The organism is Kluyvera sp. CHPC 1.2972, from assembly GCF_036759925.1.
Classification (GTDB): Bacteria; Pseudomonadota; Gammaproteobacteria; order Enterobacterales; family Enterobacteriaceae; genus Kluyvera.
In genome coordinates this window covers 343,502-356,533 of record NZ_JAPKIB010000001.1, presented here as the reverse complement: position 1 = coordinate 356,533, position 13,032 = coordinate 343,502, and the positions used below count along the sequence as shown (strand labels likewise).

The window sequence follows — 13,032 nt, the reverse complement described above, 5'->3', positions numbered from 1 at the left end:
CTATAAATTGTCAGTTTTATCGTGGTGGCGTAGCCTTATAAAGGTAGTGCGGCAAGAACCAGGAGATAGCGCAATGAAGAAAGTGGCAATCGTCGGTTTAGGGTGGCTGGGTATGCCGCTAGCGCTGTCGTTGATGGCGCGTGGCTGGCAGGTGACCGGCAGTAAAACGACTGAGGACGGCGTGGAAGCAGCACGGATGTGCGGGATTGATAGCTATCCGTTGCGGCTCGACCCACAGTTGGTATGCGAGGCTGATGACCTCGATGCGTTAATGAATGTTGATGCGCTGGTGATTACCTTACCGGCGCGTCGTAGTGGCCCGGGGGAAGATTTTTACCATCAGGCGGTGCAGGAGATCGTAGACTCGGCGCTGGCGCACCATATCCCGCGCATTATCTTTACCAGCTCGACCTCGGTATACGGTAATGAAGAAGGGACGGTCAAAGAAAGTTCGCCTCGTAACCCGGTAACCGCCAGCGGCAGGGTGCTGAAGGAGTTAGAGGACTGGCTACATCAGCTGCCGGGGACGTCGGTTGATATTCTGCGCCTGGCCGGGCTGGTTGGGCCGGAGCGTCATCCGGGCCGTTTCTTTGCCGGAAAATCGGCATCGGACGGGCTGCAGGGGGTCAACCTGGTGCATCTGGAAGATGTGATTGCGGCTATTACGCTGCTGTTGCAGGCACCGAAAGGCGGGCATATCTACAATATCTGTGCTCCACAGCATCCTGCACGCGGCGTTTTTTATCCGCAGATGGCACGTGAGCTTGGACTGGCGGTACCCGTGTTTAGCGACAGCGGTAAAGGGCAGGGGAAAATTATCGACGGTAGTCGTATCTGTCGCGAATTAGGCTTTGAATATCAATTCCCTGACCCATTGAGAATGCCTCTGGAGTAGCGTCTCATTGACATCTGGCGATGGCGTAGCCGCTGTCGCCAAATCATTTAACATATAAATAAATACACTTTTTGCATGGTTATTGGCTATGGCAGCCAATTGCGTTTTAGCAAAAAGTGCTATAAATGTTCACGCTGCTTTAGAGATTGCTTGTTAATCAGCCGGTTGGATGAGAAGTCGCATTATTACTTCTCTCACCGGCTTGTTTTTTTACATTCGTTTGGTGCAAAATATGTCGAATGTAAAAAATGAGACTAACCGACGTGATTGCCACGTCGGTTATTTTTTTACATCAAAACAACCATCCAATAAAAGAGGCCGGGCTTCGTACCGGATAGATATTTACTTAAAAAACGACAGTTGTTGTCGCTGAGGAAACAGAAAAAAAATGGGGCAATTTTTCTTTTTTGCACCGGCAGTCGCCGTACAGGAGACTCACCGTGTCAAATAACGTTACTCCAAACACCTCTCGCGTGGAATTGCGTAAAACGCTTACGCTGATTCCGGTTGTCATGATGGGCCTGGCCTATATGCAGCCAATGACGCTGTTCGATACGTTCGGTATCGTATCTGGCCTTACCGACGGTCACGTTGCAACGGCGTATGCCTTTGCGCTGATCGCGATTCTTTTTACAGCGCTAAGCTACGGTAAACTGGTTCGCCGGTTCCCGTCCGCTGGCTCTGCATACACCTATGCCCAGAAATCCATTAGCCCGGTCGTTGGCTTTATGGTTGGCTGGTCATCGCTGCTGGACTACCTGTTCATGCCGATGATCAACATTCTGCTGGCTAAAATTTACTTTGAAGCGCTGATGCCTTCTGTACCATCGTGGATCTTTGTTGTCGCGCTGGTGGCCTTTATGACCATCTCTAACCTGCGCAGCATCAAAGCCGTGGCGAACTTCAACACGCTGATTGTGGTTCTGCAGATGGGTATCGTGGCGGTCATCGTTGGCCTGATCATTTACGGTGTGATGCACGGTGAAGGCGCAGGTACGCTGACCAGCACCCGTCCGTTCTGGTCCGAAGGCGCGCACGTGGTGCCGATGATTACCGGCGCAACCATCCTGTGCTTCTCGTTCCTGGGCTTCGACGGCATCTCTTCGCTGTCTGAAGAGACCAAAGACGCAGAACGTGTGATCCCGAAAGCTATCTTCCTGACCGCGCTGATTGGCGGGATGATCTTTATCGGTGCATCTTACTTCCTGCAGCTGTACTTCCCGGATATCTCCCGCTTTAAGGACCCGGACGCGTCTCAGCCTGAAATAATGCTGTACGTTGCGGGTAAAACCTTCCAGTGGGGTGTGCTGATCTTCTCCAGCGTGACCGTGCTGGCATCGGGTATGGCGGCGCATGCCGGCGTATCGCGTCTGATGTACGTGATGGGCCGTGACGGCGTGTTCCCGAACAGCTTCTTCGGCTATGTGCATCCGAAATGGCGTACTCCAGCGTTCAACGTGCTGCTGGTTGGCGCGATTGCACTGCTGGCGATTAAGTTCGACCTGGTCACCGCAACGGCGCTGATCAACTTCGGTGCGCTGGTGGCATTCACCTTCGTTAACCTCTCCGTGATTTCGCAGTTCTGGATCCGCGAGAAGCGTAACAAGACGCTGAAAGACCACTTCCAGTACTTGGTATTGCCAGTGTGCGGTGCGCTGACCGTTGGCGCACTGTGGATTAACCTGGAGCAGAGCTCAATGATTCTGGGCCTGATTTGGGGCTCCATTGGCTTGCTGTACCTGGCGTGCGTGACCAAGCGTTTCCGCAACCCGGTTCCGCAGTACGAAGACGTCGCATAATTCACGAGCGTGAAATAATGAAACCGGAGGCCATGTGCCTCCGGTTTTTTTTGGTCTGAGCAACACTGAATTAATAACCTTCAGGAATAATATAGAGCTTTTGGTTATTGGAGCCGAAAGGTGGGCTCGGGAATAATTTTACGACTGATAATATTGGGTTAATTAATTCTTATGTTGCACATGATAATAAGCGGGATAGTCTGCGGTGCACTACTGGGGTTCGTCATGCAGCGCGGTCGCTTCTGCCTGACGGGCGGCTTCCGCGATATGTATATCACGAAAAATAACCGCATGTTCTACGCGCTGCTGATTGCTATCTGCATTCAAAGCGTAGGCGTTTTTGCACTGATCCAGTTCGGTCTGGTGCAGTACGATGCAGGCGCATTTCCGTGGCTGGGCACTGTTGTCGGCGGCTTTGTCTTTGGTATCGGTATTGTCTATGCCGGTGGCTGCGCAACCGGGACCTGGTATCGTGCCGGGGAAGGGCTTATCGGCAGCTGGATTGCGCTGGTAACCTACATGGTGATGAGCGCGGTGATGCGTTCTCCACACGCCGCTGGCCTGAATAAATTCCTCGGCGAACATACCACGGCGCACAACGGTATTGCAGAAACCCTCAATATCTCCGTCTGGCCGATTATCGCGCTGCTGGTGGTGGTGACGCTGTGGTTTGTGCGCAAAGAGCTGCGTAAACCAAAGCTCAAAGTGGCCTCATTGCCGCCGCGTCGTAGCGGCCTGGCGCATCTGCTGTTTGAAAAGCGCTGGCATCCCTTTTTCACTGCGGTGCTGATTGGTCTGATTGCACTGCTGGCGTGGCCGATGAGTGAAGCGACCGGCCGTATGTTCGGCCTGGGTATCACATCGCCTACCGCCAATATTCTGCAGTTCCTGGTCGGTGGCGACAGCAAGTATCTGAACTGGGGCGTGTTCCTGGTACTGGGTATTTTCATCGGTTCCTTTATCGCGGCGAAAGCTAGCCGCGAGTTCCGTGTGCGTGCCGCTGATGCGAGCACCACGCTGCGCAGCGCCGGTGGCGGCGTGCTGATGGGCTTTGGCGCCAGCATTGCCGGCGGTTGCTCGATTGGTAATGGTCTGGTCATGACCGCGATGATGACCTGGCAGGGCTGGATTGGCCTGGTATTTATGATCCTTGGCGTGTGGTGCGCGTCCTGGGTGTTGTATGTTCGCCCGCAGCGGAAAGCCAAACTGAAAACCGCGACGGCATAAGGAGTTTAAGATGGTTGTGAAGAAACTGGATGTGGTTACCCAGGTGTGCCCGTTCCCATTAATTGAAGCCAAAGCCGCGATGGCCGAACTGGCCAACGGTGACCAGTTGGTGATTGAGTTTGACTGTACCCAGGCGACGGAAGCCATTCCTCAGTGGGCGGCGGAAGAGGGCTATACGGTCACGGATTACCAGCAGTCCGGCGATGCGGCCTGGACCATCACGGTACAGAAGTAAGTATGACGTCCGGTTAGGCGAAACGACGCGGGGTTCTGAATACGAAAAACCCCGGCGTCGCTTTGCTCGGCCGGGCTACAATGGTTATACAATCTCCTGCGCGTACTGGTACAGCGCTTTCAGCAGCGACAGCTTTTCCGCATTCCCTTCATACTGCCCGTAGAGCATTTCGAGCTCCTGCGCATAGGCCTGTAAAAACTCTGGCGTAAAGATCTGCCGACGGTGCTCTAACCAGCGCTGCTGCTCGCTTTCATCCAGCGTGCCGGGGAAATTGCGCGCCCGGTAGTTAAACAGCAGTTTCTCAATACGCTTATCGGCGAAGGTGATATCCAGCGCCGGAAGATTACGTGGCTCGGTCTCGAGTACAATTTTCATCGCCGTTCTGTCGGCATCGCTGAAGAAGCCGTTATAGAGCTGAGCATCAACGTTTTCCGACGGCACAAACGGCTCGGCTTCGGCAAAAATGGCTACCGCCTTCTCGCGAACCTGCGGGTTCTCACGCAGCTTTTTCAGATTATCCAGACAGTGCTGGCGATTGATCCCCAGACGGTCGGCATCTTCTGGACGCAGCGTATTGGCCTGCGCCAGCACCGGGCACTTGTTCAGGTGCACTAGCTTGATGGGAATCGGGGAATTATCGCCAAGATCGGCTTTGGCGGTATAGAGGCGATCGCGCAGCGTGTCGGCGTCCAGATCCAGCAGCGGGCTGATATCACCGGCAAGATCCACCATGATCACCGCGTTGCGGTTATCCGGATGCCACGCCAGCGGTGCCACCCAACTGGTGTTACCGCGCCATGCGCCAAACATGCCGGAGACGTGCACCAGCGGCTTCATCTGCGGCACGTCAATCAGCGTCATCAGCTTGTTTTTACCACGATAGGCGTAGAGATAATCAAACAGCTTCGGCTGCTGCGTTTTCACCAGTTTCGCCATCGCGATCGTCGCGTAAACATCGGCCATCGCATCGTGGGCGTTGCTGTGTTCAATGCCGTTAGCTTTGGTTAAATGCTCGAGACGGAAGCTTGGCAGGCCGTCGTCGTTTTCCGGCCAGTTGATGCCTTCCGGGCGCAGGGCGTAGCAGGCGCGCATCACGTCCAGCAGATCCCAACGCGAGTTGCGGTTCTGCCAGCTCCAGGCATACGGGTCGTAGAAGTTGCGATAGAAGATGTTACGCGTCACTTCATCGTCGAAGCGCACGTTGTTATAGCCCACCACGCAGGTATCCGGCACGGTGAAGATATCGTGGATACGTTTAGCAAACGCCGCTTCGTTATCGCCCTTGGCCCGCGGCGTAATGCCGGTAATTAACACCGCTTCAGGCTGCGGTAGATAATCCTCCGCGGGCTTGCAGTAAAAAACCTCAGGCTCACCGATTATCGTGAAATCCTTATCGGTACGAATGGCGGCGAATTGCGCGGGGCGGTCTAAGGAAGGGCTGGTTCCGAAGGTTTCGTAGTCGTGGAACAGGAATCCCGGCGCGCTTGAAGTCTCTTGCATGGCGTTAACAGTGTCCGTCTATGGCATTTAAGGTTCATGGTAAACGATTTGGCGGTGCATCAGAAGGGCGTTAACCGAATCTGGAAGCGGGCGCGCAGGGTATTTTTTCGTGTCCAGATAGATACATGTCATATTTTCTTGCAATTTAAGCCTGTCACAAAGCACGAACTTCCGTAAAAAGGACAACGAATTTGTGAATGTTGAGGATTTACCGTTGAAAGCCCGTTTTCTTATTGCCGTTTCTTTGCTCGCTTCGAGCGTTTCTTGTGCCTTTGCTGGCGAATCCGCGATTCCTTCCGTCACACCTCCACCGATTAAAGCCGGTGCCTGGGTATTAATGGATTACACCACCGGACAGATCCTGACCGCCGGAAATGAACATCAACAGCGTAACCCGGCGAGCCTGACCAAGCTGATGACCGGCTATGTGGTTGACCGCGCTATCGATAGCCATCGTATTACGGCGGACGATATGGTGACCGTGGGTCGCGATGCCTGGGCGGCAGGTAACCCGGTGTTCGATGGTTCTTCATTGATGTTTCTCAAGGCAGGCGATCGTCTGAGCGTACGTGATTTGAGCCGCGGCCTGATTGTGGATTCCGGTAACGATGCCTGCGTGGCGCTGGCGGATTACGTGGCGGGCGGTCAACCGCAGTTCGTGAAAATGATGAACGACTACGTGCAGAAGCTGAATCTGCGCGATACCCATTTTGAAACCGTTCACGGTCTGGACGCTCCGGGCCAACATAGTTCGGCCTACGATCTGGCGGTGCTCTCCCGCGCGATTATTCACGGCGAGCCAGACTTCTATCACATGTACAGCGAAAAAAGCCTGACGTGGAACGGCATTACCCAGCAGAACCGTAACGGCCTGCTGTGGGAAAAATCGATGCACATCGACGGCCTGAAAACCGGCCACACCTCCGGCGCGGGCTTTAACCTGATTGCCTCATCGGTAGATGGACAGCGTCGCCTGATCGCCGTGGTGATGGGGGCCGACAGCCCGAAAGGGCGTGAAGACCAGGCGCGCACGCTGCTGCGCTGGGGCCAGCAAAACTTTGATACCGTGCAGATTCTGCATAACGGTAAGAAAGTTGGTACTGAGCGCATCTGGTACGGCGATAAAGAGAACATCGCCCTGGGGACCGATCAGGATTTCTGGTTGGCGCTGCCAAAGGCCGAAGTACCGAATATCAAAGCGAAATATGTGCTGGATACTAAAGAGCTGGACGCCCCGATTGCCGCGCACCAGCGCGTCGGAGAGATCCAGTTGCTCGACCGCGATAAGGTTGTGGCGCAATGGCCGCTGGTGACGCTGGAAAGCGTTGGCAAAGGTGGATTGTTCTCGCGTATGAGCGATTATGTGCATCACAAAGCCTAACCAGGCGTTGGCGCAAATCCCGGCGTGCGTTGCTCGGCCGGGCTACTTGATCATTATGTAGCCCGGCCGAGGTGCTTTAGCACCGACGCCGGGGCGGCTCGGCACCAACCCCGGCATCACCTTGATCGGCCGGGCTACTTTCTTGCTGCAGGAGCAGGTACAATTCGCGCTTTAGTCTTGTCGGAGAGTGGGTGTGCGTCCGGATAAGTCACTCAGTCCTTTTGAAATTCGTTTATATCGTCACTATCGTACCGTGCACGGGGCGCGTATTGCGCTGGCCTTCGTCCTGACCTTTCTGATAGTCCGCCTGTTGGGCGTGCCCGATGGCTCCTGGCCGCTGATCACGCTGGTGGTGGTAATGGGGCCAATCTCTTTTTGGGGGAACGTGGTGCCGCGCGCCTTTCAGCGTATCGGCGGTACGGTGCTCGGCTCCGCCCTGGGCCTGATAGCCCTCAAGCTTGAACTCTTCTCCCTGCCGTTGATGCTTATCTGGTGCGCCGCGGCGATGTTCCTGTGCGGCTGGCTGGCGCTGGGCAAAAAGCCGTATCAGGCGCTGCTTATCGGCATTACTCTTGGTGTGGTGGTTGGCGCACCGGCGGGGGATATGACCACCGCGCTGTGGCGAAGCGGCGACGTTATCTTCGGCTGTCTGTTAGCCATGCTCTTTACCGGCATCTGGCCGCAGCGGGCGTTTATTCACTGGCGCATCCAGATGGCCTCGTTCGTGACGCAGTTTAACCGTATCTATCAGGCGGGGCTGTCGCCGAACCTGATTGAGCGCCCACGGCTGGAAAAGCATCTGCAAAAAGTCCTCAATGACGTCGTAAAAATGCGCGGCCTGATTACGCCTGCGAGCAAAGAGACGCACATTCATAAGGGCATCTTTGAAGCCATTCAGACCGTCAGCCGCAATCTGGTCTGCATGCTCGAGCTACAAATTAACGCCCACTGGGCGTCACGTCCTGGCCACCTGCTGATGCTGAACGCCCATACGCTGCGCGAAACCCAACTGATGACCCAGCAAACACTGCTGGCGATTGCCCATGCGCTGTACGAAGGCAACCCGCGTCCTATCAAAGCAAACAGCGAAAAGCTCAATGAAATTGTCTCGGAGCTGCGCCAGCTGGTGCATGAGTACAAAGATGACCATCTGGCTGAGACGTCCATTCATGGCTACGTCTGGTTGAGCATGGAGCTGGCGCGCCAGCTGGAATTATTATCTAACCTGATGTGTCGCGCGTTGCGTAAATAAAAGGCAGATGCACATGCTTTTGCGCCAGGTTGTTTCGATTCAGCTAGATTTAGGGTTATGATGAACCCAAAGTAAAAATGATTGTTTGCTACAACGGCAGTACGAAAAATCATACAGGTTGAAGGGTATATGACTAATGTGTACCTTATCGTGTAGCCGTTGTTTAACGAATCCGACTCTCAACATATCAGGGGTATAAAAATGGAAACCACGAAACCTTCGTTTCAGGACGTACTGGAGTTCGTACGTTTGTTCCGTCGTAAGAACAAACTGCAGCGTGAAATTCAGGACGTTGAGAAAAAGATCCGTGACAACCAGAAACGCGTGCTGCTGCTGGACAACCTCAGCGACTACATCAAACCAGGCATGAGCGTTGAAGCTATTCAGGGCATCATCGCCAGCATGAAAGGCGACTATGAAGATCGCGTTGATGATTACATCATCAAAAATGCTGAGCTGTCCAAAGAACGCCGTGACATCTCCAAGAAACTGAAAGTGATGGGCGAGCAGAAAGGCGAGTAACCGTCATTAACGGGTGGCTGCGTCTGCGGCCACCCGGTCTTTGTTTTACCCCTTCCAGTCATCATCCTCCTTCGACAATCCAGTGACATCGCGAGCAATGCGGAGTATAAAGCTTTCTGTTTGATATATTAGCCACGGTCATGTGGGAACGTATTGATATCAAAGGGTCTCGCCAACAATGCAGCAACATCAGGAAGCGCAATCATGATACTGGTGACCGGCGGCGCGCGCAGCGGAAAAAGCCGTCACGCTGAAACGTTACTCAGCAAATACCCCCGGGTTTGCTATATCGCCACCTCACAAATCTTCGACGCCGAAATGGCCGAACGCATCCAGCATCATCGGGACGACCGTCCTGCGCACTGGCGCACCGAAGAGCGCTGGCAGCATCTTGCCGACATCATCACGCCTGATAACGATCCTTCAGAAGCGATTCTGCTGGAGTGCATCACCACGCTGGTCACCAATATTCTCTTTGCCTCGGGAAACGAGGAGGAGATTGAGCGCTGGGACTTTGCGGCGCTTGAGGCGCAGGTCAATGGTGAAATTGAGGCACTGATCGCGGCCTGCCAGCGCTGTCCGTCGCCGATTGTGCTGGTGACCAATGAAGTGGGGATGGGCATCGTGCCCGAAAATCGTCTGGCCCGGCATTTTCGCGATATCGCCGGGCGCGTAAATCAAAAACTGGCGCAGGCGGCAGATGACGTCTGGCTGGTGGTATCAGGGATTGGAGTCAAAATAAAATGAGTCGACTGTTTTTCGCCACACTCTCCTTTATGAGCCGTCTGCCGGTGCCACAGCGCTGGTCGCAGGGGCTGGATCTGGACCGCTACGTGAGCGGCGTCATCACCTTTCCGATCATTGGTCTGCTGCTGGGGGCGATAAGTGGCCTGGTCTTCGTCATTGTGCAGAGCTGGTGTGGTATTCCGCTAGCGGCGTTCTTTAGCGTTCTGGCGCTGGCGCTGCTGACCGGCGGCTTCCATCTCGATGGTCTGGCGGACACCTGTGACGGCGTGTTCTCCGCGCGTCGCCGCGAGAAGATGCTGGAAATTATGCGCGACAGCCGACTGGGCACTCACGGCGGTCTGGCGCTGATCTTTGTGCTGCTGGCGAAAGTGCTGGCGGTCAGCGAACTGGCGCTGCGCGACACCCCTATGCTGGCGGCGATCGCCAGCGCCTGTATCGCCGGCCGTGGTGCCTCTGTACTGATGATGTATCGCCACCGTTACGCCCGTGAAGAGGGGCTAGGTAATCTGTTTATCGGCAAAATCAGCTTCCGCCAGACCTGGGTGACGTTAGTGATTGCCGGGGCGCTGGTCACCGCCATGCTGGGCGTACATGGTCTGAAAGCGCTGCTGGTGGCTTTTATCGGCGTCTTTATTCTGGGTCAGTTGCTGAAACGTACGCTGGGTGGGCAAACCGGTGACACGCTGGGCGCGAGTATCGAGTTGGGCGAAGTGATTTTCTTGCTGGCGCTTCTGTAAGCCAGCGTATGACTATGTGGGAATAATAATGCAAACAACACTGGCTTCAATGCTGTCGGCCATCCCTGAAATGGACAGCGCCGCGATGGCGCAGGCGCAGCAGCATATTGATGGGCTATTAAAACCAACGGGTAGCCTCGGGCGGCTGGAAGCACTGGCGGTGCAGCTTGCGGGCATGCGCGGCCTACAGGGTACGCCGAGCGTCGACAAGAAAGCCATTCTGGTGATGTGCGCCGATCACGGTGTCTGGCACGAAGGGGTCGCCATTTCGCCGCAGGTGGTGACCGCGATTCAGGCCACCAACATGACGCGCCATAACACCGGCGTTTGCGTACTTGCCGCACAGGCAGGCGCGGAGGTTCACGTCATTGATGTGGGCATTGATGCCGATCCAATCCCTGGCCTTATCGATATGAAGGTGGCGCGCAGCAGCGGTAACATCGCTCAGACGGCCGCCATGACGACCGAGCAGGCGCAAACCGTACTACTGTCGGCTATCAACTATACCCGCAGTCTGGCCGAACAGGGCGTGACGCTGTTTGGCGTGGGTGAGCTGGGTATGGCTAACACCACGCCGGCCGCGGCGGTGGTCAGCGTGCTGACCGGCAGCGAGCCAGAAGCGGTGGTCGGCATTGGCGCGAATCTGCCACAGGCGCAGTTAACGCATAAAGTCGATGTGGTCCGTCGCGCTATCGCGGTAAATCAGCCCAACGCCGCTGACGGCCTTGAGGTGCTGGCAAAAGTCGGTGGTTACGATCTGCTGGGAATGACCGGTGTGATGCTCGGCGCTGCCTCCTGCGGCCTGCCGGTGGTGCTGGACGGCTTCCTTTCATACGCGTCTGCGCTGGCGGCCTGCCGCATGGTGCCAGCCGTGAAGCCATACCTGATCCCTTCCCATTTCTCCGCCGAGAAGGGCGCGCGTATCGCGCTGGCGCATCTGGAACTGGAACCGTATCTGCATATGGAGATGCGTCTGGGTGAAGGCAGCGGCGCAGCAATGGCGATGCATATCGTTGAGTCGGCCTGCACCATGTACAACCGCATGGGAACGCTGGCGGGCAGCAATATCGTGCTGCCAGCGTAACGACTATTCTCCCGCCATTTGTTGTAAAAGCCATTCGCGTAGCGCCGTAATATCCTGGCGCTGCGCGTTCTCTTCGGTTGCCACCAGATAGTAGTTCGCGCCCGGCAACGACATGTCGAACGGCATCGTCAGCACCCCACGTTGCAGTAAATCCCTCGCCAGCAACTCGCTAGCGATCACCACGCCTTGCCCGGCTACCGCCGCCTGCAGCGCATGCGTTTCGTCGCTGAAGGTCAACCCAGCCTGAAGATTTAATGCCTGAGGCCCGTAGCGCTTTTTCCAGTTTGCCCAGCTAGGCTCATCGGCCGGAACGCGGCGATTTTCTACGTGGAACAGCGTAACGCTGGCTAAATCTTCGGGTTTTTTAAGTGCCAGCGTGGGGCTGGCCACAACGATAAATCGGTCTGCATGCAGAAGAGTGCAGTGCAGCGAGGTTTCCGGCATTTCACGATAGCGGATAGCCACATCAACGGTACGTTGGCTGAGATCGACACGCTCGACGCTGGTATGCAGCCGTAGGTCGATGGTCGGGCATTCCGCTTTGAAGTCTGCAAGCCTCGGTACCAGCCAGTGGGTGAGAAAATTAGAGGTGGTGGTGACCGTCAGTGCGGGTGGCTGATGAGCCTGCAGCACCTGCGCCGTAGCCTCTTCCAGCGCACTAAAAGCACGTTGGGTTCCGGCATAGAGCACTTTGCCGCTCTCGGTCAGGCTAACGCCCTGAGCGCTACGTTCACATACCCGGCATTCCAGTACCGACTCCAGCAGCTTTATCTGGTGGCTGACCGCCGTTGCGCTAACTCCCAGGACGTCTGCTGCGCGCTTGAAGCTGAGCTGTTCAGCCAGCGCATGAAACGCTCTTAGCGCGCCGAGCGGTGGCAATCTGACTTTTCTCATGGCTGAGTTTTTCTCATCTATGGCTGAAAACTATGCGTTTGTTTTACCCGTTATAGAAGACGTAGTCTACCCAGCATAAGTAAGAGAGTGAATTAATCTCATGATAATAGTGAAGGGGAAGGTGATGAACGTATGGGTAAGCGGAACTGCGCCGGGGAGCCGGAATATTGCAGAGAAGGCGATAGCGATAAGCGCGGCGATGGCCGGAGCTGGCCTGCTTACTAAGCTGTCGATAGCGGTTAGCGTCACTCAGAGTCTGGTTCAGCTTTTTGTGCTGGGCCTGAGCTTTGCGGTGGGGATGATGCTGGCAAACATAGGCAGTATGGTGCGCTACGGTTTTCTGCTTTCGGCGGTGGGTTGGCTGCTGGTGCTGCTTAGCCTGCTTGGTGGACAAACGGGGCTGGTGCTATTGCCGGGAATCGTCGCTGGTGGTCTGGGGCTGGGGGTGGCTCATGGGCGATTAATGACTGGCAACAGAATTGTCAATGTAATGAGCAGTGTATCGGCGTTGGTTGCAGTATTGCTCATCCAGGCAAACTCGGCACCGGGCGTTAATGGCTATGGATTTGCCTTTGCGGTCGTGATCGATTTAACACTACTGGGGGTGGTGTTGGTGAGAATTGCCGAAGCGGAGAGGAAGTAGAAAGCAAAAAGCCTGCTTGAAAGCAGGCTTTTCTAAATTTGGCTCCTCTGACTGGACTCGAACCAGTGACATACGGATTAACAGTCCGCCGTTCTACCGACTGAACTACAGAGGAA

General features: G+C 55.3%; 13 protein-coding genes and 1 tRNA gene. 11 read left to right on the top strand and 3 right to left on the bottom strand.

The window, feature by feature from the left end:
• Nucleotides 1–73 precede the first annotated feature (73 nt).
• From V6944_RS01830 to tsuB, 4 genes are all read left to right on the top strand, one after another.
• On the top strand, nt 74–895 hold the full coding sequence (locus tag V6944_RS01830; protein ID WP_333497659.1) for an SDR family oxidoreductase: 822 nt from the start codon (nt 74–76) through the stop codon (nt 893–895).
• A 440-nt stretch (nt 896–1,335) separates the two neighbouring features.
• Complete coding sequence (locus V6944_RS01825; RefSeq protein ID WP_035894859.1) at nt 1,336–2,694, top strand: APC family permease; 1,359 nt, start codon at nt 1,336–1,338, stop codon at nt 2,692–2,694.
• Between the two features lie 171 nt (nt 2,695–2,865).
• Nucleotides 2,866–3,921 (top strand): thiosulfate utilization transporter TsuA/YeeE, encoded by a 1,056-nt coding sequence (gene tsuA, locus V6944_RS01820; RefSeq protein WP_333497658.1) that lies wholly within the window; start codon nt 2,866–2,868, stop codon nt 3,919–3,921.
• Nucleotides 3,922–3,931: 10 nt separating this feature from the next.
• Nucleotides 3,932–4,156, top strand: a complete 225-nt coding sequence (gene tsuB, locus V6944_RS01815; protein WP_035894857.1) for a thiosulfate utilization sulfurtransferase TsuB/YeeD — start codon at nt 3,932–3,934, stop codon at nt 4,154–4,156.
• 84 nt (nt 4,157–4,240) lie between these two features.
• Here the strand turns inward: tsuB and sbcB are convergent, their stop codons facing one another.
• Nucleotides 4,241–5,656, bottom strand: coding sequence for an exodeoxyribonuclease I (sbcB, locus tag V6944_RS01810; protein WP_333497657.1), 1,416 nt, complete (start codon nt 5,654–5,656; stop codon nt 4,241–4,243).
• Between the two features lie 214 nt (nt 5,657–5,870).
• Between sbcB and dacD the strand changes: the two genes are divergently transcribed.
• The 6 genes from dacD (at nt 5,871) to cobT (ending at nt 11,379) form a co-directional block, all read left to right on the top strand.
• A complete protein-coding gene (gene dacD, locus V6944_RS01805; protein ID WP_333497656.1) occupies nt 5,871–7,037 on the top strand; it encodes a serine-type D-Ala-D-Ala carboxypeptidase DacD in 1,167 nt (388 codons plus the stop codon).
• Between the two features lie 193 nt (nt 7,038–7,230).
• A complete protein-coding gene (locus tag V6944_RS01800) occupies nt 7,231–8,289 on the top strand; it encodes an FUSC family protein (protein WP_185670124.1) in 1,059 nt (352 codons plus the stop codon).
• A gap of 201 nt (nt 8,290–8,490) precedes the next feature.
• Nucleotides 8,491–8,811: a DUF496 family protein gene (locus V6944_RS01795; protein ID WP_035894853.1), complete on the top strand. Its 321-nt coding sequence runs from the start codon at nt 8,491–8,493 to the stop codon at nt 8,809–8,811.
• Nucleotides 8,812–9,012: 201 nt separating this feature from the next.
• A complete protein-coding gene (gene cobU / locus V6944_RS01790) occupies nt 9,013–9,558 on the top strand; it encodes a bifunctional adenosylcobinamide kinase/adenosylcobinamide-phosphate guanylyltransferase (RefSeq protein ID WP_333497913.1) in 546 nt (181 codons plus the stop codon).
• Nucleotides 9,555–10,295 carry an adenosylcobinamide-GDP ribazoletransferase gene (gene cobS / locus V6944_RS01785; protein ID WP_333497655.1) on the top strand — a complete coding sequence of 247 codons (741 nt, stop codon included), beginning with the start codon at nt 9,555–9,557 and terminating at the stop codon, nt 10,293–10,295. The genes cobU and cobS overlap by 4 nt, the downstream gene beginning before the upstream one ends.
• A gap of 28 nt (nt 10,296–10,323) precedes the next feature.
• Nucleotides 10,324–11,379 carry a nicotinate-nucleotide--dimethylbenzimidazole phosphoribosyltransferase gene (gene cobT / locus V6944_RS01780; protein ID WP_333497654.1) on the top strand — a complete coding sequence of 352 codons (1,056 nt, stop codon included), beginning with the start codon at nt 10,324–10,326 and terminating at the stop codon, nt 11,377–11,379.
• A gap of 3 nt (nt 11,380–11,382) precedes the next feature.
• On the opposite strand, the gene V6944_RS01775 is transcribed toward cobT, so the two are convergent.
• A complete protein-coding gene (locus V6944_RS01775; RefSeq protein ID WP_333497653.1) occupies nt 11,383–12,273 on the bottom strand; it encodes a LysR substrate-binding domain-containing protein in 891 nt (296 codons plus the stop codon).
• A gap of 124 nt (nt 12,274–12,397) precedes the next feature.
• Here V6944_RS01775 and V6944_RS01770 point away from each other — a divergent pair, with 124 nt between their 5' ends.
• Nucleotides 12,398–12,916 carry a hypothetical protein gene (locus tag V6944_RS01770; protein ID WP_333497652.1) on the top strand — a complete coding sequence of 173 codons (519 nt, stop codon included), beginning with the start codon at nt 12,398–12,400 and terminating at the stop codon, nt 12,914–12,916.
• A gap of 39 nt (nt 12,917–12,955) precedes the next feature.
• Here V6944_RS01770 and V6944_RS01765 read toward each other — a convergent pair.
• Nucleotides 12,956–13,031: transfer RNA gene (locus tag V6944_RS01765), tRNA-Asn, on the bottom strand.
• Between the last annotated feature and the right edge of the window lies 1 nt (nt 13,032).

Excerpts from the sequence above, each read along its gene's own strand:
- cobT (WP_333497654.1), top strand. The coding sequence starts at position 10,324 with ATGCAAACAACACTGGCTTCAATGCTGTCGGCCATCCCTGAAATGGAC.
- V6944_RS01830 (WP_333497659.1), top strand. The coding sequence starts at position 74 with ATGAAGAAAGTGGCAATCGTCGGTTTAGGGTGGCTGGGTATGCCGCTA.
- V6944_RS01775 (WP_333497653.1), bottom strand. The coding sequence starts at position 12,273 with ATGAGAAAAGTCAGATTGCCACCGCTCGGCGCGCTAAGAGCGTTTCAT.
- V6944_RS01795 (WP_035894853.1), top strand. The coding sequence starts at position 8,491 with ATGGAAACCACGAAACCTTCGTTTCAGGACGTACTGGAGTTCGTACGT.
- tsuA (WP_333497658.1), top strand. The coding sequence starts at position 2,866 with ATGTTGCACATGATAATAAGCGGGATAGTCTGCGGTGCACTACTGGGG.
- sbcB (WP_333497657.1), bottom strand. The coding sequence starts at position 5,656 with ATGCAAGAGACTTCAAGCGCGCCGGGATTCCTGTTCCACGACTACGAA.
- V6944_RS01770 (WP_333497652.1), top strand. The coding sequence starts at position 12,398 with ATGAACGTATGGGTAAGCGGAACTGCGCCGGGGAGCCGGAATATTGCA.
- tsuB (WP_035894857.1), top strand. The coding sequence starts at position 3,932 with ATGGTTGTGAAGAAACTGGATGTGGTTACCCAGGTGTGCCCGTTCCCA.
- cobS (WP_333497655.1), top strand. The coding sequence starts at position 9,555 with ATGAGTCGACTGTTTTTCGCCACACTCTCCTTTATGAGCCGTCTGCCG.